The organism is Pseudomonas sp. S60, from assembly GCF_016647865.1.
Classification (GTDB): domain Bacteria; phylum Pseudomonadota; class Gammaproteobacteria; order Pseudomonadales; family Pseudomonadaceae; genus Aquipseudomonas; species Aquipseudomonas parafulva.
Window position 1 is genome coordinate 1 of sequence record NZ_JACVVH010000072.1, and the last position, 18795, is coordinate 18795.

The following is an 18795-nucleotide window of genomic DNA, read 5'->3' on the forward strand; positions in this document are numbered from 1 at the left end:
CGCGCGGCGCATCGCGAGCTGCGCTCGCTCCTACGTTTGTTTCGGGCCAATGATGCCTGGGGCATTGGCGCGCGTACGCTTTGGCGCATGGCGCGGGGGCCCATCACAAGGTCTTGTCAGCCCCAGGCCCGATCATCCGCGCCAGCCCCAGGTTTTTCAGTGCCAGTTGCAACGAGCTGTGGATAACTTGCGGGTTGTCGTGGCTCATTGCCTCGGCCAGCAGCTCCCTGGCCTTGACCATGTCGACCTGACGCAACATCCACTTCACCTTCGGCAGGTTGGTGGCGTTCATCGACAGGCTGTCGAAACCCATGGCCATCAACAGGATCGCCGCAGCCGGGTCACCGGCCATTTCGCCGCAGATGCTCACGGGCTTGCCTTCACCGTGTGCGTCACGCACTACGGTACTGAGCGCCTGCAGCACCGCCGGGTGCAGGTAGTCGTACAAATCCGCCACACGCGGGTTGTTGCGGTCCACCGCCAGCAGGTACTGGGTAAGGTCGTTGGAACCCACCGACAGGAAGTCCACCTGCCGCGCAAGCTCTTTGGTCTGGTACACCGCGGCCGGGATTTCTACCATCACCCCCACCGGTGGCATCGGCACGTCAGTGCCTTCGTCACGCACTTCGCCCCAGGCGCGGTGGATCAGGTGCAAGGCCTCTTCCAGCTCGTGGATGCCCGAGATCATCGGCAGCAGAATACGCAGGTTGTTCAGGCCCTCGCTGGCCTTGAGCATGGCCCGGGTCTGAACCAGGAAGATTTCCGGGTGGTCGAGGGTGACGCGGATGCCACGCCAGCCCAGGAAGGGGTTGTCTTCCTTGATCGGAAAGTACGAAAGCGCCTTGTCGCCGCCGATGTCCAGCGTACGCATGGTGACCGGCAGCGGGTGGAACGCCGCCAATTGCTCGCGGTAGATCGCCAGCTGCTCTTTCTCGCTGGGGAAGCGCTGGTTGATCATGAACGGCACTTCGGTGCGGTACAGGCCTACCCCTTCGGCGCCGCGCTGCTGTGCGCGCGCCACGTCGGCCAGTAGGCCAGTATTCACCCACAACGGCATGCGGTGGCCGTCCGGGGTCACGCACGGCAGCTCACGCAGGGCGTCCAGGCCCTTGGCCAGCTGGCGCTCCTCCTCCACCACATCGCTGTACTGCTTGCGCAGCACCTCGCTGGGGTTGGTGTACACCTCGCCCTTGTAACCGTCGACGATCAGTTCGATACCGTCGACCTTGGAGTACGGCAGGTCAACCAGGCCCATCACCGTGGGGATACCCATGGCCCGGGCCAAAATCGCCACGTGGGAGTTGCCCGAGCCCAGTACCGAAACCAGGCCCACCAGCTTGCCTTCAGGCACTTCGCCCAGCATGGCCGGGGTTAGCTCTTCACTCACCAGGATGGTGTTTTCGGCATACACCAGCGACTGCGAACGCGCCTGTTGCAGGTAGGCCAGCAGCCGCCGCCCCAGGTCCTTGACGTCAGAGGCACGCTCACGCAGGTAGTCATCGTCCATCAGCTCGAAGCGGTTGACGTGCTCGCCCACCACCTGGCGCAGGGCGCCCTGGGCCCACTGGCCGGTGCGGATCACATCGCGCACCTCGCCACCCAGGGCCGCGTCCTCGAGCATCATCAGGTACACATCGAACAGCGCCCGCTCTTCGGGGCGCAGCTGGGTAGCCAGCTTGGCGGACAGCTTGCGCATGTCGGCACGCACGCCCTCGAGGGCGTTGTGGAACAGGGCCAGTTCAGCGTCGATGTCTTCGACAGTTTTGTCCGGCACCACTTCCAGGTCGGCGGGCGGCAACATGACCACGGCACGCCCCACGGCAGCACCCGGCGAGCCCGGTACGCCGACGAAGCGCGCTTCCTGGATGCCCTTGCCCTGTCGGCCGAGGCCGCGGATGGAGCCAGTGGCTTCGGCGTGGGCGATTACCCCCGCCAGCTGCGCACTCATGGTGACCAGGAAGGCTTCCTCACCTTCGTCGAACTGGCGCCGCTCCTTCTGCTGGATGACCAATACCCCCACCACACGACGGTGATGGATGATGGGGGCGCCCAGGAACGATGCAAACCTCTCTTCGCCGGTTTCGGCAAAGTAACGGTAGCGCGGGTGGGCAGCGGCGTTTTCCAGGTTGAGCGGCTCTTCCCGGGTGCCCACCAGGCCCACCAGGCCTTCGTTGGGCGCCATGCTGACCTTGCCGATGGAGCGCTTGTTGAGGCCTTCGGTCGCCATCAGCACGAAGCGGTTGGTTTCCGGGTCGAGCAGGTAAACCGAGCAGACCTGGCTGCCCATGGCTTCCTTGACACGCAAGACAATGATCCCCAACGCCGACTTGAGATCTTTGGCGGAGTTCACTTCCTGGACGATCTTGCGCAGCGTATTGAGCATGGCTCGGGGTCGAACTCCGTCGTCAGTCGCGCGTCAGAAGACGCGGTGCTAGCTCTTTCAGGGCGCGGCGGTAAACCTCGCGCTTGAATGTCACAACCTGCCCCAGCGGGTACCAGTAACTCACCCAGCGCCAGCCGTCGAATTCCGGCTTGCCGGTCAGGTCCATGCGCACCCGCTGTTCATTGCTGATCAGCCGCAGCAGGAACCACTTCTGTTTCTGGCCGATGCACAGGGGCTGGCTGTGGGTACGCACCAGCCGCTGGGGTAAACGATAACGCAACCAGCCACGGGTGCAGGCAAGAATTTCTACATCGTCGCGTTCAAGGCCAACTTCTTCGTTCAGCTCGCGGTACAGGGCATCTTCCGGCGTCTCGTCAGGGTTGATACCACCCTGGGGAAATTGCCAGGCATCCTGGTTGATCCGGCGAGCCCATAACACCTGCCCGGAATCATTCGTAAGAATGATCCCTACATTGGGGCGAAAACCATCCGGGTCGATCACGGCAGCAACCTCGCAAACGCATGTCACCGCATTGTTCCACAAAGCCTGCGAGCGCAGCAACGCGCCTGCCCGGCTTATATGCAGCAAGGGCTGCGGGATAGCCAGCCTGGGTGCTTGCCAACCTGCCCAGTTGCCTCACAGGTACGGTTCAGACCGGCTTGGCGCCCATCAGCCCGGCGATGGACAGGAAGCACAGCCCGCTGAACAGCGACAGCGCCAAGGTGTAGCGCAAACCCACGGCCTGCGCCTTGCGCAAGCGGTTCAGGCGCAGCAACAGCCAGGCTGCGGCAAAAGCGCCCAAGGTATACAGCACGCTAGAGGCCAGCAGCCAGGTCTGCCCCAGCGGCCAGCCAACCAGGTGCACCAGCCACCAGCCGGTGAACGGCATGCTGACAAGGCACACGGCCATGACCAGCCAGACGAAGATCAGCGGGCGCTGCAACAACCTGGCCCAGGGCTGTGGGTCGCCCTTTCGGTAAGCACGCAGGGTCCACAAGGCAAGCCCTGCGGCCCCCAGCAGCAAGAGCACGGTGGCGATCACATGGAGCGTCTTGAGGGTGGTCAGGTGTTCCATCTCGTGTGTCCTTTGGCCTGCGGTGCACGCCCAAGCTTAGCCGTTCAGCCCAGGAACAGCTTGTAGGCCGGGTTTTCGGTTTCGTCCCAGTAGGGGTAGCCGATCTTGGCGAGCGCCGCAGGCACCAGGTGACGCTCCTCTTCCGGCACCTGCAGCCCCGCCACCACGCGCCCGTCTGCCGCCCCGTGGTTGCGGTAGTGGAACATGGAGATGTTCCAGCGCCCCCCCAGCTTGTCGAGGAAGTTGAACAGCGCGCCTGGCCGCTCCGGGAACTCGAAGCGCAGTACCATTTCGTCGCTGGCGCCCGCCGAATGGCCGCCGACCATATGGCGGATGTGCAACTTGGCCAGTTCGTTGTCGGTAAGGTCGGTCACCGGGAAGCCTTGATCCACCAGTTGCTGCACCAGGGCGGCACGTGGGTCGTTTTCCGGGTGGGTTTGCACGCCGACGAAGATGTGGGCTTCGTCGGAGGTATGCTTGCGGTAGTTGAACTCGGTGATCTGCCGCTTGCCGATCGCTTCGCAGAACGCCTTGAAGCTGCCTGGCCGCTCCGGGATGGTCACGGCGATGATCGCCTCGCGTTTTTCACCCAGCTCGGCTCGTTCGGCCACATGGCGCAGGCGGTCGAAATTGACGTTGGCGCCTGAGTCGATGGCCACCAGGGTGTGGCCCGTCACGCCATACATTTCCACGTAGCGCTTGATACCGGCCACACCCAGTGCCCCGGCAGGCTCGGTGATGGAGCGGGTATCGTCGTAGATATCCTTGATGGCGGCGCAAATTTCATCGGTGCTGACGGTGACCACTTCGTCCACATGGTGACGGCAGATATCGAAGGTGTGCTGGCCGATCTGCGCCACCGCCACGCCATCGGCGAACAAGCCCACCTGCGGCAGCACCACCCGCTCACCTGCAGCCATCGCCGCCTGCAGGCAGTTGGAGTCGTCCGGTTCCACGCCGATCACCTTGATGTCGGGGCGCAGGTACTTCACGTAAGCGGCAATGCCGGCAATCAGGCCCCCGCCGCCCACGGGCACGAAGATGGCATCCAGCCGGCCAGGGTGCTGGCGCAGGATTTCCATGGCCACGGTGCCCTGCCCGGCAATGGTGTGCGGGTCATCGTACGGGTGGATGTAGACGAAGCCCTTCTCGTCGACCAGTTTCAGCGAGTAGGCCAGTGCCTCGGGGAAGGAGTCGCCGTGCAGCACCACCTTACCGCCCCGCGAGCGCACGCCCTCGATCTTGATCTCGGGGGTGGTCTTGGGCATCACGATGGTTGCCTTGATGCCCATTTCCCGCGCCGCCAGGGCCAGGCCCTGAGCGTGGTTGCCAGCCGATGCCGTGACAACGCCCCGGGCCAGCTCCTGCGGGGTCAGTTGCGCCAGCTTGTTGTAGGCCCCGCGGATCTTGAACGAGAACACCGGCTGCAGGTCTTCGCGCTTGAGCAGGATCTGGTTACCCAGGCGTGCGCTGAGCTGCCCGGCAGGCTGCAACGGGGTTTCGACGGCAACGTCATAGACGCGCGAGGTGAGGATCTTCTTGACGTACTGTTCGAGCATCTGGAAAGCATCACTGGGCCGCGGGACAAGGCCTGGAAGTCTACCCCAGCGCTACGTCGGGCGACCACAGCAAAGCCCTGCAAGCCGTTATACTAGGCCCCTTTGAAAACGCCCTGCCCCATTTCGGAGCCCGCATGACCCAGGACCAACTCAAACAGGCCGTCGCCCAGGCCGCTGTCGACTTCATTCTGCCCAAGCTGGATGAAAAGAGCGTTGTCGGCGTCGGGACCGGCTCCACCGCCAACTTCTTCATCGACGCCCTGGCCCAGCACAAGGCCGCCTTCGATGGCGCCGTCGCCAGCTCCGAGGCTACCGCGCAGCGCCTGAAGGGCCACGGCATTCCGGTATTCGAGCTGAACAGCGTCAGCGAACTGGAGTTCTACGTGGACGGCGCCGACGAGAGCGACGAGCACCTGAACCTGATCAAGGGCGGTGGCGCAGCCCTGACCCGCGAGAAAATCGTCGCGGCGGTCGCCAAAACCTTCATCTGTATCGCCGACGGCAGCAAGCTGGTGCCTGTGCTGGGCGCTTTCCCGCTGCCGGTCGAGGTCATCCCCATGGCCCGCAGCCACGTGGCGCGCCAGCTGGTAAAGCTGGGCGGCGACCCGGTGTACCGTGAAGGTGTGGTCACCGACAACGGCAACGTGATCCTCGATGTGCACAACCTGCAGATCACCAACCCGGTCGAGCTGGAAGCACAGATCAATGCCATCGTCGGCGTGGTAACCAATGGCCTGTTCGCCGCTCGCCCGGCAGACCTGCTGCTGCTGGGCACCGCCGATGGCGTGAAGAGCCTGAAAGCCGAATAAGCCTGGGTGGGGCTGGGGCGCGGCCCCGCCGGTTCATGGGGCCGGCAGCTTGAACACGTAGAACAGGTTCGGCTCGCTGACCATATAAAGGGTGCCGGCATCGTCCATCGCCACGCCCTCCGCCTGCGGCACCGTCGCCTTCAGCCCATGGGCACCCTTGCGTAAAGACAGGGTGCTCAGCGGCTTGCCTTGTACATCCAGCTCCAGCAGCAGGCGCGACTCGTCCGACAGCGCCAGCAGGTGCCCGCTGCGCTCATCGAACTGCAAGCTGGACAGGTCGCGTACAAACAGCCGCGCATCGCGTTTGCTGTCCTGAACCACGTTCACGGCGTAGGGCTGCTGCGGGTTGTCGTGGGGGAACCCGTGTACCTCGTAGATCAGCATCGGGTCCCGCTCCTTGGCCACGAACAGGCGCTTGCCGGCAGAATCGTAGGCCAGCCCTTCGAAGCCCTTGTTGCCATTCAGGCCGATGCCCAAGGTAAGCTGCTCGGCATCGGCCGCGTCCAGAAACGGGGTGTCATCCTGCAGCCGCACACGGATCAGCCGTTGCTGGCGTTCATCAGTGATGACGTAGCTGTTGGGCCCCACGTACTCGACCGCCTCAGGGTCACCAAAGCCGGTCAGCGGCACGCGGCGCAGAATGCGCCCCTCGAGCGACAGCTCGATCAGTTCGGAACGGGCATTGGTGACGGTAAACAGGGTTTTGCGGTCCGGGTCATAGGTCAGCGCCGAAAGGTCGTCGTCCAGCCCCTCCACCGGCCGGGCTTCCACCGCTACCCGGTAACGGTCCAGGCCGATGCCCTGTTCGGCAGGGTGCCACCAGGCCTTGAGGTTGAACCAGGCGCGCTCGAAAAGACGCAGCTCCTGCCCTGCCCAACCGAGCACGAGCAGGCACAGGGCCACGGGGATCAACGACAAACGCAGGTAGCGGGGCATGCGGGCAGGCTCGACGAAAGGTGACGAATCTAACCACAGACAACTGAAGTAAAGCTTAATGCCATCACCCAGGCATCGAGCAGTCGTCAGCCCTTCTTGAACCGGTAGAACAGCGCGGGCTCGCTGATGATGTACAGGGTGCCCTGGTCATCCATGGCCACCCCTTCGGCACGGGGGATGGTTTTTTGCAGGCCGTTGAACCCTCCAAGTACAGTCATGAAACTGATCTTTTCGCCCTTGTCGTTCAGCTCCAGCAGCATGTGCGAGTCGGCGGAGAGCGCCAGCAAGTGCCCGGTGCGCGGGTCGATGCCCAGTGCCGAGAGGTTGCGCAGGTCCAGCGGGCCGGTGGGCAACGCCGTCTTGTTGCCACTCAGCAGGCCTTGCCCGTTGCTGCTCCATTCATAAAGCCGCGGCGGGCGTTCTTCGCCGATCACCAGGCGTTGGCGCCGAGGGTCCCAGACCACGGCCTCGAAACCCTTGTTGCCATTTTCAGAAAGGCCCAGGTCATGGCTCTGGAAATCGGCGTGGTTCAACTCCGTGGTGCTCGCATCCACTTTGACGACAGTCAGGTCATGCAGACGCTCATCGGTGATGGCCATGTAGCCGCCCTCCATCACCGTGACACCTTCAGGGTTGGCCCAACCCTTGAGCGGGATGTTGCGAAGTACATCACCGTCGAGGTTCAACTCGGTCAAAATCGGCTTTTTGCCCATGACGGAAAACAGCGTGCGCGTACTGGGGTTGAAGGCGAGGTCTGACGCTTCGTCATCCGCCATGCCCGGAAGGGGTTTCGCGTCGATTTCCACTGTGTAGTCCGGTAACCAAACGCTTTCGCCGCGTTCGGCAGTGGTCTCGAAGTGCTCCTTGACCCACAGCATGCCGCGGTCATCCCAGTGCATGAGAAATGCCACGCCATAAGCGATTGCCGCCACCACGGCTAGGGCGAAAGGCCAGCGCAGGTAGAAGCGTCGCATCGGGGCCGCCGGGGCCGTGGCTGAAGAGGGCATGCGAGCAGGATCCTGTGTGATGGGCGGGGATCAGCGCATTATGCAGATAGGGTGTGAAAAAAACGGGAAAGAAAAACCCCACCACCGCCGCGGTGGGGCGCAGGCCAGGTCAGAGTACGCGGCTTTCGAAACGGCTGACGCCTGGCAGCTCCACTACCACCTCGTCACCCGCAATGAATGGCCCTACCCCAGCCGGCGTGCCGGTCAGGATCACATCCCCGGCCTGCAACGAGAACTGTGCGGCCATGTGCTGGATCATGGGCACGATGGGGTTGAGCATCATGGCGCTGCTGCCATCCTGGCGCACTTCACCGTTCACCGTCAGGCGTACCGGGATGGCTGTGGTGTCCTCGAAGCTGGAGGCAGACACGAAGGGCGGCAACACGCAGGCCCCGTCGAAGCACTTGGCGAGCTCCCAGGGCAGGCCTTTTTCCTTGAGCTTGGCCTGCAGGTCACGCAGGGTAAGGTCCAGTGCCGGAGCGTAACCGGAAATGGCGTCCAGCACCTCCTCCGGGGTTGGCCGGGTGGACAGCGACTTGCCCAGCAGTACGGCGATTTCCACTTCGTAGTGCACCGAGCCTCGATCGGCCGGGATCTTGAAACCGCCCTCGACCGGCACCACGCAACTGCCGGGTTTGATGAACAGCAACGGCTCGGTCGGAATGGGGTTGTCCAGTTCCTTGGCATGCTCGGCGTAGTTGCGACCGATGCACACCACCTTGCCCAGCGGGAAATGGATGCGCGTGCCGTCTACGTACTGGTGCTGGTAACTCATGGCCGACTCCTCTGGATACTGCTTTTTATTCAGGTGCGAAGATCTTACCCGGATTCATGATGCCGTTAGGGTCGAACACGGCCTTTATTGCCTTCATGCAGGCGATCTCTTCCGGCGACCTGCTGTAGCCCAGGTAGTCACGCTTGGTCATGCCGACGCCGTGCTCGGCGGAAATGGAACCGTTGTAGCGCTCGACGATCTCGAACACCCATTTGTTGACCCGGGCGCAAGAGGCAAAAAACGCGTCCTTGCTCATGTGCTCGGGCTTGAGGATGTTCAGGTGCAGGTTGCCATCCCCGATATGGCCGTACCACACCACCTCATAGTCGGGGTAATGGGCCTGGACGACGGCATCGATATCGCGCAGAAAGGCCGGCACCTTCGATACGGTTACCGAAATATCGTTCTTGTAAGGGGTCCAGTGGGAAATGGTTTCGGACAGGTACTCGCGCAGCTTCCACAGGTTCTTCAGCTGCGTTTCGCTCTGGCTCATGACCCCGTCCAGCACCCAGCCCTGCGCCACGCAATGCTCGAACGTGGCCAGGGCTTCATCGGCCACCTGATCGGTGCTGGCCTCGAACTCCAGCAATGCATAGAACGGGCAAGGCGTGTCGAACGGCGCAGGATCCCCACGTGCAAGGATCTTGGCCAGCCCCTTGTCGGAGAAGAACTCGAACGCCGTCAGGTCCAGCTTGCCCTGAAATGCGTGCAGCACCGGCATGATCGAGTCGAAGTCCGGCGTGCCCAGCACCATGGCGGTGAGGTTGCGCGGCGCGCGGTCCAGGCGCATGGTGGCTTCCACCACGAACCCCAAGGTACCCTCGGCACCGATAAACAGGTGGCGCAGGTCGTAACCGGTGGCGTTCTTGACCAGGCCTTTGTTCAGTTCCAGCAGCTCGCCGGTACCGGTGACCACCTTCAGCCCGGCCACCCAGTTGCGGGTCATGCCGTAGCGAATCACCTTGATGCCGCCGGCATTGGTGCCGATATTGCCACCGACCTGGCTGGAACCACTGGAGGCGAAGTCGACCGGGTAATACAAACCCTGCTCTTCGGCATAGGCCTGCAGTTGCCGGGTAATCACCCCAGGCTGGCAGACCACGGTGCGGTCGAAGGCATCGAAACCCAGAATCTGGTTCATGTAGTCGAAGGCCACCACCACTTCACCCTTGGCGGCAACCGCACCCGCAGACAACCCAGTACGCCCGCCAGAGGGCACCAGCGCCACCTTGTGGGCATTGGCCCAGCGCACGATGGCCTGCACCTGCTCGACCGTTCTGGGCAGCACGATGGCGCTGGGCGCAGGCGGATAATGCTTGGTCCAATCCTTGCCGTAGGCCTCCAGTGAGGCCGCGTCGGTCAGCACCTTGCCAGGGTCGACAAGGGTCATCAGCTCATCTAGTGAAGCGCGCTGGATCATCGCCTGAACTCTCGACTTATTCATGGTCACCCTGAGCACACTTCACCTGTCGGGATAAGCTCAGAGTGTGTCGCGTATGCTAGCATAGCGCTCCTTCTGTTCATGCTAGGGCCGCCCCAGCGGGGCTGCCTCTCGCCATTTTTCTTCGGGATACAGGTTTACGCAGATGAGCAAGACTTCTCTTGAAAAGAGCAAGATCCGGTTCCTTCTTCTTGAAGGTGTACACCAGAATGCGGTCGATACCCTCAAGGCTGCCGGCTACACCAACATCGAATACCTCACTGGTTCGCTGCCCGAAGCCGAACTGAAGGAAAAGATCGCCGATGCCCATTTCATCGGTATCCGCTCACGCACCCAACTGACTGAAGAAATCTTCGACTGCGCCAAGAAACTGGTCGCCGTTGGCTGCTTCTGCATCGGTACCAACCAGGTCGACCTGGAAGCTGCCCGCCAGCGCGGTATCGCGGTATTCAACGCCCCGTACTCCAATACCCGCTCGGTGGCCGAGCTGGTACTGGCCGAGGCCATCCTGCTGCTGCGCGGCATCCCGGAGAAAAACGCATCCTGCCACCGTGGCGGCTGGATCAAGAGCGCGGCCAACTCCTTCGAGATCCGTGGCAAGAAGCTGGGCATCGTCGGCTATGGCTCCATCGGCACTCAGTTGTCGGTACTGGCCGAAAGCGTTGGCATGCAGGTCTATTTCTTCGACCCGCTGACCAAGCTGCCGCTGGGTAACGCGGTACAGGTCACCAGCCTGCACGAACTGCTGGGCCTGGCCGACATCGTGTCGCTGCACGTACCTGAGCTGCCCTCCACCCAGTGGATGATCGGCGAGAAGGAAATCCGCGCGATGAAGAAGGGCTCGATCCTGATCAACGCCGCCCGCGGCACCGTCGTAGAGCTGGACCACCTGGCCGCCGCGATCAAGGACAAGCACCTGATCGGCGCCGCCATCGACGTGTTCCCGGTAGAGCCGCGCTCCAACGATGAAGAGTTCGAAAGCCCGCTGCGCGGCCTGGACAACGTCATCCTCACCCCGCACATCGGTGGCTCCACCGCAGAAGCCCAGGCCAACATCGGCCTGGAAGTCGCCGAGAAGCTGGTCAAGTACAGCGACAACGGTACGTCCGTGTCCTCGGTCAACTTCCCTGAAGTGGCCCTGCCGGCGCACCCTGGCAAACACCGCCTGCTGCACATCCACGAGAACATCCCGGGTGTGCTCAGCGAGATCAACAAGGTGTTTGCCGAGAACGGGATCAACATCTCCGGTCAGTTCCTGCAAACCAACGAGAAAGTGGGTTATGTGGTGATCGACGTCGACGCTGAATACTCCGACCTGGCGCAAGAAAAACTGCAACAGGTCAAGGGCACCATTCGCTCCCGCGTGCTGTTCTAAGTACGCTGCCCCCGCGGCAAGCAAAGCCCAGGTTGCTGACACCCGTCAGTCAAGCAACCTGGGCTTTTGCTTTGGCGCTTGATCTTCGCAACTTCAGGGGCCGGACTTGCCACGGCTGAGAGTCGCCGATAACCCGTCTGCCACATACCTGCCTGTGCAGAAAATTTTGGCCTGCGGTCAAACATCGCCGAGACTTCAATGTCATAGGCTGCGCTCGATCACGGCGAGGAAGAAAGCCATGACGACAGGTACTCATTAGCTGAAAGAAAGGGGCAAGCATGCGTTCGACCATAGGAGTACTGCTGGCAGTACTGATCAGCCCACTGGCTCAGGCAGAGCTGCTGGACGAAATCGCCGACCGCGGTGAACTGCGTATTGCCGTGCAAGCCGACAACTCGCCGTATGCCTTCAAGCAGGACGACCACCTGACCGGTTTCGACATCGAGTTCGGCCAGGCACTGGCTACAGAGCTGGACCTGCGCGCCGAGTTCATCGAAGCCCCGGCACCGGACGTGATCCCGGGTGTGGAAAGCGGCAAGTACGACGTAGCGCTCACGCCTGCCAGCGAGGCCCCCAAGACCGGTAGCCCGCTTGACGCCAGCCAGTCATTCGGCGGCGAGCAGAAGCTGGTGATCCCCTTCCAGCAAGACAACCCCGCGTTCGAAAGCGCGCTCAACAACGCCCTGCAGCGCCTCAAGGACAGCGGCCGCACCGCCGAGCTTGAGCAAAAATGGTTCAGCCCCTGACCCCAGCGGCAGCCACACCGGTCAGCGGCGGGGCGCAGCTTGCGATAGCACGCACCCCAGTGCCTGCTCCGCCTCCGGCAGCTCCAGCTCGCTGAACACCTGCACCCCGGCCCGCAGCAACAGGGCAGCAGTCACCCCCTGCCCGGCCACCTTCACCCCACTGAAGGACCCATCGTACGTCAGCAGGTTGCCGCACGATGGGCTACCGGCCTTCAGCACCGCCACCTGAATGCCATGCCGTTGCACCAGCGCCAATGCCTGGTGTGCACCTGCGAGAAACGCGGGGGTTACATCCTCCCCCAGCAGCGTCAGCACCTGCGCATGGCCATCGAGCACCTGCGTGCCCTGCCCGCCCGGGATTTCTGCAGCGGGCCGCGGCGTGGGCAAACCGCCAGCCACTTCTGGGCACAACGGCACCACTCGCCCCTCTGCCTGCCAACGCTGCAGCAGGTCAGGGTGGCCGCTGGCACGCCCGTCATAACGCACAGGCTGGCCGAGCAGGCAGGCGCTCACCAGCACCTTGGGCAATTCAGAACGGGTCATTGCCGCGTCGCCTGTACCAGCCGGTCAACGACAACCGCTCGCGGCCTGCCGGCAGTACTTCATGGGGCACATCGCCCGACAGAAACACCACCAGGCAGCCGGCCACAGGCTCGACATCATGCTCAACGCCCTGGGCCAGGAACATGCGCAACTGGCCGCCGTCCTCGGGCTGCCAACCTTCGTTGAGGTACAGCACTGCCGACACCGTACGCCTGTCATCGTCGCGAAAGCGGTCCAGATGGCGGCGGTAGAACGCACCCGGCGGATACAGCGCAAAATGGCACTCGAAGTCTTCCAGGCCGAGGAACAGGCCCTGGTTGATCGCCAGGCGCAATTGGTCCATCGCAGCCAGGTACTGGTCGCAGGCATCGGCCTGGCCCGGGTCGACCCACTGGATCTGGTCGCCGCGGATGGCTTCACGCACCTCCTGGGAGGCGCCGCGCCCTACGCCTGCAGGGTTTAGCTCACCTTCGGCATTACGCCGCCGGCATTCGCTCGCAAGCGCCCGCACCAGGTCGCCGGGTAAAAACAGCGCCTGCTGGGACCAGCCACGGGTGGCCAGATCGTCGACGACGGCCGCTAGCATCGGGTTTTCAGGGGAATTTTGCATGGCGCATCATATCCATTCGCCAGATCGGCGCACAGCGCCACTTGGCCGAGAACCACGCACATATCTCGACAAACAGCCGCTGCCACACAGACAATAGCCACCTGCCGACAGGAGTCTTGAATGCGCCGTCTGTTTTCCCTGATTCTGCTGATGATCTGCACCGTACCTGTCTGGGCAGATACCCTGGATCAGCTGTACAAGGTCGCTGGCTGGCCCGACCAGCGCGCCCACTTCACCGATGCCGTCACCGCCGCCCAGCAGCGCTACCGCAACAGCTTGCCGCCGGCCGTTTACCAGGCGCTGGTCAGCAACAGCAACCAGCGCTTCCAGGCCCAGGCCATGGACCGGCGTGCCCAGGCCCAACTGCGCACCGCCTTGCCCAACCCGGCGCCGGCCCTGGCGTTTTTCCAGTCGCCCCTGGGCCGCAAGGTAGTGGCCGCCGAGCTCAAGGCCACGCGCAAGGATGAACTGGCACGCAATGCCCAGGGCCTGCCAAAGATTCAGGCCAGCGACACTCGCCTGCTGATCATCGGCCACCTCGCCCAGGCCCTGCCGGCCCGGGAAGCCGGTGCCGAGGTCAGCCTGGCCATCGCAGGCGTGGCAGCCGACAGCCTCAGCTCCATGATCCCCGGCCTGTTCGGCGGTGGTCAGGCCCAGGGCCTGCTCGACGGCCAGCGCCAGCGCCTGATGAACCAGATTGGCGAAGACCTGAACAACACCCTGCTGTACGTCTACCGTGATTTGTCGGATGCCGAGCTGGAAGAATTCGCCACCTTCGCCGAGTCTGCCGATGGCAAGGCGTATTACCAGGCTGCCCTCACCGCCGTGCGCGCGGGCCTGGCCGTTGGCCAGGACGCCAACCAGCTGAATTGATCAGCCTATCTGCAGGTCGAGGAAATCGAAATAGCGCTGGCGGATAGCCGGTAGCTCGTTCGCCAGGTGATGGCGGGCCCCGGGCAGCATCAGCACCCGGGGCGTGTCGAACTTGGCCTTGAGCACGGCGAGGTTGTACGGCCAGTCCACAGTGCCGTCGTTCTCCCCTTGCACGATCACCGGGTGCCGTGCACTGCAGGGCGCGGCTTCTATGCGTTTGATCCAGGCGATCAGCGCGCCCACCCAGGCCGTGGGCAGGCGACGGGGCTGCAACGGGTCGGCCTGCAGAAACGCCAGGAATGCCGGGTCATTGGTGTTGTCGCTGAAGCGCCGTTCGATACCGTTCACAAAGTGACGCAGCACCTGGTAGCTGAACTTCGACCAGCCCCAGGCACACGGGCGCACCAAGGGTGCCAACAGGATGACCTCGCCATCCACAGGGCTGTGCTCAGCCTGGTGCAACAGGTGGTCGACGGCGATTGCACCACCGGTGCTTTGGCCGCACAGGTGCCACGGGTGGGGCAGCCGCAGTGCGCGGGCCTGTTCGAACAGGGCGTCGAGCACCTGCTGATACACCGCAAAGTCATCGATGCTGGCACGCTCGCCACTGGACAAGCCATGGCCCGGCAGGTCGCAGCTGATCACCGCAAACCCATGTTTCAGCGCCCAGGCAATCACATGCCGGTACAAGCCCATGTGGTCGTAATAACCGTGCAGCAAAAACAGCGTTGCCTTCGGCTGCAGGGGCGACCACACCTGCCCCACCACCTCGAACCCAGCAACGGGGAAGCTGCCCAGCCAGCTGTGCACGGGCACATCCAGACCATAGAAGCGTTGATAATGCTGGGCATGCGCCGACAGCGGCTGGCGCGCGCCGAGCGGGGCCAGGCTGGTGCGCAACAGGTCGGGGTGAAAGGCAGCGGGCATCGGGTATATCCACAGTGCAACAAGTATTGACTTGGGATATTCAGCTCATGGCCGCGCCGTGGCAAGCTTGCCGTTCACCCCACACGAGCCTGCATCCGGTTCATGAATACCCGAACCCTCAAAACGTCGTGCCTGGCGCTTGGCCTGATCGTGGGCGCAGCCATCCTCTGGCAGGCCTACGGCAGTTTCCAGGCCCGCTACCTGCGCCCGTTCGACAACCAGGCCACGGTATTCGATGGCAGCCAACTGCAGTTGCCTGCAGCGCTTGCGGGCCCCGGGCCCATCCGCGTGGTGCATTTTCGCGACCCGGCCTGCCCCTGCAACGTTGGCAACCAACAGCATCTGGCCGACCTGGCTGGCCAGTTCGCAGGCAAGGGCGTGAAGTTTTATGTGCTGCAAAAGCCTGGCAGCCAAGGCCGCATGCCTGCAGACCTGACCGCCTTGCAGCCCCTGGCCAGCCTGCCGGGCAGCGAACGGCTGCCGGCCTCGCCGGCGGTCGCCATCTGGGACCGCCAAGGCCATCTGGCCTACTTTGGCCCCTACAGCGAGGGGGCGGTGTGCAATGCCAGCAACAGCTTCATCGAGCCGATCCTCAAGGCACTGCTCGACGGCCGCCAGGTCCAGGCATCCAATACCTTGGCCGTTGGCTGCTACTGCCCGTGGGCCGGTTGACGGATACGCGCCGGGTTGCCCACCACCACAGCGCCCGCCGGCACGTCACGGGTGACCACGCTGCCAGCGCCCACCACCGCATCATCGCCAATGGTCACGCCAGGCAGGATGATCGCCCCGCCGCCGATCCATACATTGTTGCCAATGGTCACCGGCCGCCCGCTCTCAAGGCCGGTGCGACGCACCTCGGGGTCCAGGGGGTGGTCAGCCGCGTAAATCTGCACGTTGGGGCCGATCTGGCAATCGTCGCCGATGCGCACAGGCAGTACATCGAGAATCACACAGTTGAAGTTCATGAACGTGTTACGGCCCACACTGATGTTGTAGCCGTAGTCGCAGTGAAACGGCGGGCGAATCACCGTGTTGTCGCCGATGTGGCCGAGGTGCTCGGCCAACAGCCCATGGCGGGCTTGCGAGGGCATCTCTGCACCGCTGTTGTACCGTAGCATCCACTGTCGGTTGGCGGTTTGCTCGGCCTGCAGCTCTGGACAGGTGGCGTGGTACAGCTGGCCTGTCAGCATTTTCTGTTTTTCGCTGAGTGACATGGAAACTCCTGCCTGGGGGCTATGCTCTTTTCGCGAATGTGTCGATGATCGGACCACACAATCTGCCCAATCACTCAAAGGAGACTGCATGAAGCGCGGCCTGGCCCTGTTGGTTGTCGTTATCGCCCTGGCCGTCGGGGCTGGCTACGTATACGTACAGGGCAAACTGCCGCGCCGCGACGGCGAGGTAGCGGTTGCCGGCCTGCAGGCCCCCGTCAGCGTGCGTTACGACACACGGGGTGTGCCGCACCTGCAGGCGCAGAACGAGCCTGACCTGTACCGGGCACTGGGGTACGTGCACGCCCAGGACAGGCTGTTCCAGATGGAGATCCTGCGCCGCCTGGCGCGGGGCGAGCTGGCTGAAGTGCTGGGTGAAAAACTGGTCCCTACAGACGCCCTGTTCCGCAGCCTGCGTATCCGCGAACAGGCCACCCTGATGGCCCAGCGTCAAGACCACCAGGCCCCTGCCTGGCGCGCGCTGCAGGCCTACCTCGCCGGGGTGAACAGCTGGCAGGCCAGCCACCCCAAGCCCGTGGAGTTCGACTTGCTCGGCATCAGCCCGCGCCCCTTCACCGCCGAGGACACCCTGAGCATCGCCGGGTACCTGGCCTACAGCTTTGCCGCCGCATTCCGCACCGAGCCTGCACTCACCTTCATCCGCGACCAACTGGGGCCTGAATACCTGGGCATCTTCGACCTCGCCTGGCAACCAGGCGGCGCACTGGGCAAGCCGCTGGCGGCTGCCGACTGGCGCAGCCTGGAAACTCTGGCCACGGTCAGCCACAACGCGCTGACGGCATTGGCGGTGCCGCAGTTCGAAGGCAGCAATGCCTGGGCAGTGGCCGGCAGCCGCACCCGCAGCGGCAAGCCGCTGCTGGCCGGCGACCCGCATATCGGCTTTGCAGCGCCGGCAGTGTGGTACGAAGCGGAGCTGTCGGCACCGGGTTTCAACCTGTACGGGTACTTCCAGGCCCTGAACCCTTTCGCCTTGCTGGGCCATAACCGTGATTTCGGCTGGAGCCTGACCATGTTCCAGAACGATGACATCGACCTGATCGCAGAAAGGCCCAACCCAGTCGATGCCCAGCAGGTACTGGTCAAGGACCAGTGGCAGCCACTGGAGCACAGCGAACAGACCATCGCCGTCAAGGGCGGGCAGCCGGTCACCCTGCAACTGCGCCGGTCCCCCCACGGCCCGATCGTCAACGATGTGCTCGGGGAGTCGGCGGGCAACACGCCCATTGCCATGTGGTGGGCGTTTCTGGAAACCGAAAACCCCATTCTCGACGGTTTCTACCAGCTCAACCGTGCCGACACCCTGGGCAAGATGCGCCAGGCCGCCGCCCAGGTGCATGCACCCGGTTTGAACTTCGTGTGGGCCAACGCCCGTGGTGATATCGGCTGGTGGGCGGCTGCGCGCTTGCCGATCCGCCCTGACGGTGTGAACCCGGCATTCATCCTCGATGGCAGCAGTACCCAGGCGGACAAACTGGGTTTCTACCCCTTCAGCGCCAACCCGCAACAGGAAAACCCTGTCAGTGGGTACATCGTTTCGGCCAACTACCAGCCGCCGGCCGCCATGCCGATACCCGGCTACTACAACCTACCCGACCGGGGCCGCCAGCTCGATCGCCTGCTGGCAGACACGCAAACCCAATGGGATACCGCCAACAGCCAGGCCCTGCAGCTGGACACCTCCAGTGACTACGGCCCGCGCACCCTGGCACCACTGCTGGCGACACTGCGCGCAGTAGCCGAGGGTGATGAAGAAAAGGAGCTTGTGGAACAGTTGGCGGCCTGGGAGGGCGACTACCCGCTGGGCTCCATCAACGCCACGGTGTTCAACCAGTTCTTGTATGAGCTGGCATTTGCCGCGATGCATGACGAACTGGGTGACGCCTGGTTCCCGGTACTCATCAGCACCCGAGCCATCGACGCTGCCTTGCCACGCCTCGCCGCCGACGCCGGTTCCCCCTGGTGGAACACCCGCGGCGCCAGCCAGCCCACCGACCGCACCGGGGTTGTGCGGGTGGCCTGGCAGCAGACGGTGCAGCACCTGCGCAAGGCTTTGGGCAACGACCCCGCCAGTTGGCAGTGGGGCAAGGCGCATACCCTCACCCATAACCACCCGCTGGGTGTGCAAAAGCCCCTGAACCTGCTGTTCAACGTGGGCCCGTTCCCGGCCCCTGGCACCCACGAAGTGCCCAACAATCTATCGGCCAAGATCGGCCCGGCGCCGTGGCCGGTCACCTACGGCCCGTCCACCCGGCGCTTGATCGACTTCGCCGATGCCGGCCAGGCACTGACCAGTAACCCGGTCGGGCAAAGCGGCGTGCCTTTCGACAAGCACTACGCGGACCAGGCCGAGGGGTATGTGCAGGGGCAGTACCAGAAAACACAGATGGGGGCCATTCCGGCGCACAGTACCTTGAGGCTCGTGCCTGGCGGTTGATCAGCGGGGGGGGGAAGCCCCCCCCCCCCCCCCCGGGGCCCCCCGCCCCAAGAGCGCGGTACCGGA

At 63.6% G+C, this 18795-nt stretch carries 18 protein-coding genes; 6 read left to right on the forward strand and 12 right to left on the reverse strand.

Annotation, left to right across the window (positions count from 1 at the left end):
- Positions 1-103: 103 nt before the first annotated feature.
- From ptsP to ilvA, 4 genes are all read right to left on the reverse strand, one after another.
- Positions 104-2383 carry a phosphoenolpyruvate--protein phosphotransferase gene (gene ptsP, locus IAE33_RS23075; RefSeq protein WP_201165456.1) on the reverse strand — a complete coding sequence of 760 codons (2280 nt, stop codon included), beginning with the start codon at positions 2381-2383 and terminating at the stop codon, positions 104-106.
- Between the two features lie 22 nt (positions 2384-2405).
- A complete protein-coding gene (locus IAE33_RS23080; protein WP_028632087.1) occupies positions 2406-2885 on the reverse strand; it encodes an RNA pyrophosphohydrolase in 480 nt (159 codons plus the stop codon).
- Between the two features lie 148 nt (positions 2886-3033).
- Positions 3034-3459, reverse strand: coding sequence for a DUF2269 family protein (locus tag IAE33_RS23085; RefSeq protein ID WP_060480838.1), 426 nt, complete (start codon positions 3457-3459; stop codon positions 3034-3036).
- Positions 3460-3503: 44 nt separating this feature from the next.
- On the reverse strand, positions 3504-5018 hold the full coding sequence (ilvA, locus tag IAE33_RS23090; protein WP_060480839.1) for a threonine ammonia-lyase, biosynthetic: 1515 nt from the start codon (positions 5016-5018) through the stop codon (positions 3504-3506).
- Positions 5019-5152: 134 nt separating this feature from the next.
- Between ilvA and rpiA the strand changes: the two genes are divergently transcribed.
- Positions 5153-5827 carry a ribose-5-phosphate isomerase RpiA gene (gene rpiA / locus IAE33_RS23095; protein WP_028632090.1) on the forward strand — a complete coding sequence of 225 codons (675 nt, stop codon included), beginning with the start codon at positions 5153-5155 and terminating at the stop codon, positions 5825-5827.
- A 33-nt stretch (positions 5828-5860) separates the two neighbouring features.
- On the opposite strand, the gene IAE33_RS23100 is transcribed toward rpiA, so the two are convergent.
- The 4 genes from IAE33_RS23100 to IAE33_RS23115 all read right to left on the reverse strand — a co-directional run bounded on the left by IAE33_RS23100 (position 5861) and on the right by IAE33_RS23115 (position 9965).
- Positions 5861-6763 (reverse strand): SdiA-regulated domain-containing protein, encoded by a 903-nt coding sequence (locus tag IAE33_RS23100; RefSeq protein ID WP_028632091.1) that lies wholly within the window; start codon positions 6761-6763, stop codon positions 5861-5863.
- A gap of 86 nt (positions 6764-6849) precedes the next feature.
- Positions 6850-7770, reverse strand: a complete 921-nt coding sequence (locus IAE33_RS23105; RefSeq protein ID WP_201165458.1) for an SdiA-regulated domain-containing protein — start codon at positions 7768-7770, stop codon at positions 6850-6852.
- Between the two features lie 109 nt (positions 7771-7879).
- Positions 7880-8545, reverse strand: coding sequence for a fumarylacetoacetate hydrolase family protein (locus IAE33_RS23110; RefSeq protein WP_201165460.1), 666 nt, complete (start codon positions 8543-8545; stop codon positions 7880-7882).
- A 25-nt stretch (positions 8546-8570) separates the two neighbouring features.
- Complete coding sequence (locus tag IAE33_RS23115; protein ID WP_201165469.1) at positions 8571-9965, reverse strand: FAD-binding oxidoreductase; 1395 nt, start codon at positions 9963-9965, stop codon at positions 8571-8573.
- Positions 9966-10131: 166 nt separating this feature from the next.
- On the opposite strand from IAE33_RS23115, the gene serA reads away from it, so the two are divergent.
- Together serA and IAE33_RS23125 are read left to right on the forward strand one after the other, a co-directional pair.
- A complete protein-coding gene (gene serA, locus IAE33_RS23120) occupies positions 10132-11361 on the forward strand; it encodes a phosphoglycerate dehydrogenase (RefSeq protein ID WP_028632095.1) in 1230 nt (409 codons plus the stop codon).
- 278 nt (positions 11362-11639) lie between these two features.
- Positions 11640-12107, forward strand: coding sequence for a transporter substrate-binding domain-containing protein (locus IAE33_RS23125; RefSeq protein ID WP_201165461.1), 468 nt, complete (start codon positions 11640-11642; stop codon positions 12105-12107).
- A 21-nt stretch (positions 12108-12128) separates the two neighbouring features.
- On the opposite strand, the gene IAE33_RS23130 is transcribed toward IAE33_RS23125, so the two are convergent.
- The gene (locus IAE33_RS23130; protein ID WP_201165462.1) at positions 12129-12650 is read right to left on the reverse strand and encodes a DUF523 domain-containing protein; all 522 of its coding nucleotides are present in this window, start codon (positions 12648-12650) and stop codon (positions 12129-12131) included.
- Positions 12637-13260: a 2OG-Fe(II) oxygenase gene (locus tag IAE33_RS23135; protein WP_201165463.1), complete on the reverse strand. Its 624-nt coding sequence runs from the start codon at positions 13258-13260 to the stop codon at positions 12637-12639. The genes IAE33_RS23130 and IAE33_RS23135 overlap by 14 nt, the downstream gene beginning before the upstream one ends.
- 120 nt (positions 13261-13380) lie before the next feature.
- Between IAE33_RS23135 and IAE33_RS23140 the strand changes: the two genes are divergently transcribed.
- Positions 13381-14133 (forward strand): DUF2059 domain-containing protein, encoded by a 753-nt coding sequence (locus IAE33_RS23140; RefSeq protein WP_201165464.1) that lies wholly within the window; start codon positions 13381-13383, stop codon positions 14131-14133.
- On the opposite strand, the gene IAE33_RS23145 is transcribed toward IAE33_RS23140, so the two are convergent.
- Positions 14134-15060, reverse strand: coding sequence for an alpha/beta hydrolase (locus IAE33_RS23145; protein WP_028632100.1), 927 nt, complete (start codon positions 15058-15060; stop codon positions 14134-14136). It abuts the gene before it with no gap.
- 102 nt (positions 15061-15162) lie between these two features.
- On the opposite strand from IAE33_RS23145, the gene IAE33_RS23150 reads away from it, so the two are divergent.
- Complete coding sequence (locus tag IAE33_RS23150; RefSeq protein WP_201165465.1) at positions 15163-15732, forward strand: DUF6436 domain-containing protein; 570 nt, start codon at positions 15163-15165, stop codon at positions 15730-15732.
- Here the strand turns inward: IAE33_RS23150 and IAE33_RS23155 are convergent.
- Positions 15711-16277, reverse strand: coding sequence for a sugar O-acetyltransferase (locus IAE33_RS23155; RefSeq protein ID WP_201165466.1), 567 nt, complete (start codon positions 16275-16277; stop codon positions 15711-15713). The genes IAE33_RS23150 and IAE33_RS23155 overlap by 22 nt on opposite strands.
- An 88-nt stretch (positions 16278-16365) precedes the next feature.
- On the opposite strand from IAE33_RS23155, the gene IAE33_RS23160 reads away from it, so the two are divergent.
- Positions 16366-18729, forward strand: a complete 2364-nt coding sequence (locus IAE33_RS23160; protein ID WP_201165467.1) for a penicillin acylase family protein — start codon at positions 16366-16368, stop codon at positions 18727-18729.
- Positions 18730-18795: the final 66 nt, after the last annotated feature.

What these genes read in the sequence shown, in the direction of transcription:
- ptsP (WP_201165456.1), bottom strand. Translation starts at nt 2,383, where the DNA reads ATGCTCAATACGCTGCGCAAGATCGTCCAGGAAGTGAACTCCGCCAAA.
- IAE33_RS23085 (WP_060480838.1), bottom strand. Translation starts at nt 3,459, where the DNA reads ATGGAACACCTGACCACCCTCAAGACGCTCCATGTGATCGCCACCGTG.
- ilvA (WP_060480839.1), bottom strand. Translation starts at nt 5,018, where the DNA reads ATGCTCGAACAGTACGTCAAGAAGATCCTCACCTCGCGCGTCTATGAC.
- rpiA (WP_028632090.1), top strand. Translation starts at nt 5,153, where the DNA reads ATGACCCAGGACCAACTCAAACAGGCCGTCGCCCAGGCCGCTGTCGAC.
- IAE33_RS23100 (WP_028632091.1), bottom strand. Translation starts at nt 6,763, where the DNA reads ATGCCCCGCTACCTGCGTTTGTCGTTGATCCCCGTGGCCCTGTGCCTG.
- IAE33_RS23105 (WP_201165458.1), bottom strand. Translation starts at nt 7,770, where the DNA reads ATGCCCTCTTCAGCCACGGCCCCGGCGGCCCCGATGCGACGCTTCTAC.
- IAE33_RS23110 (WP_201165460.1), bottom strand. Translation starts at nt 8,545, where the DNA reads ATGAGTTACCAGCACCAGTACGTAGACGGCACGCGCATCCATTTCCCG.
- IAE33_RS23115 (WP_201165469.1), bottom strand. Translation starts at nt 9,965, where the DNA reads ATGATCCAGCGCGCTTCACTAGATGAGCTGATGACCCTTGTCGACCCT.
- serA (WP_028632095.1), top strand. Translation starts at nt 10,132, where the DNA reads ATGAGCAAGACTTCTCTTGAAAAGAGCAAGATCCGGTTCCTTCTTCTT.
- IAE33_RS23125 (WP_201165461.1), top strand. Translation starts at nt 11,640, where the DNA reads ATGCGTTCGACCATAGGAGTACTGCTGGCAGTACTGATCAGCCCACTG.
- IAE33_RS23130 (WP_201165462.1), bottom strand. Translation starts at nt 12,650, where the DNA reads ATGACCCGTTCTGAATTGCCCAAGGTGCTGGTGAGCGCCTGCCTGCTC.
- IAE33_RS23135 (WP_201165463.1), bottom strand. Translation starts at nt 13,260, where the DNA reads ATGCAAAATTCCCCTGAAAACCCGATGCTAGCGGCCGTCGTCGACGAT.
- IAE33_RS23140 (WP_201165464.1), top strand. Translation starts at nt 13,381, where the DNA reads ATGCGCCGTCTGTTTTCCCTGATTCTGCTGATGATCTGCACCGTACCT.
- IAE33_RS23145 (WP_028632100.1), bottom strand. Translation starts at nt 15,060, where the DNA reads ATGCCCGCTGCCTTTCACCCCGACCTGTTGCGCACCAGCCTGGCCCCG.
- IAE33_RS23150 (WP_201165465.1), top strand. Translation starts at nt 15,163, where the DNA reads ATGAATACCCGAACCCTCAAAACGTCGTGCCTGGCGCTTGGCCTGATC.
- IAE33_RS23155 (WP_201165466.1), bottom strand. Translation starts at nt 16,277, where the DNA reads ATGTCACTCAGCGAAAAACAGAAAATGCTGACAGGCCAGCTGTACCAC.
- IAE33_RS23160 (WP_201165467.1), top strand. Translation starts at nt 16,366, where the DNA reads ATGAAGCGCGGCCTGGCCCTGTTGGTTGTCGTTATCGCCCTGGCCGTC.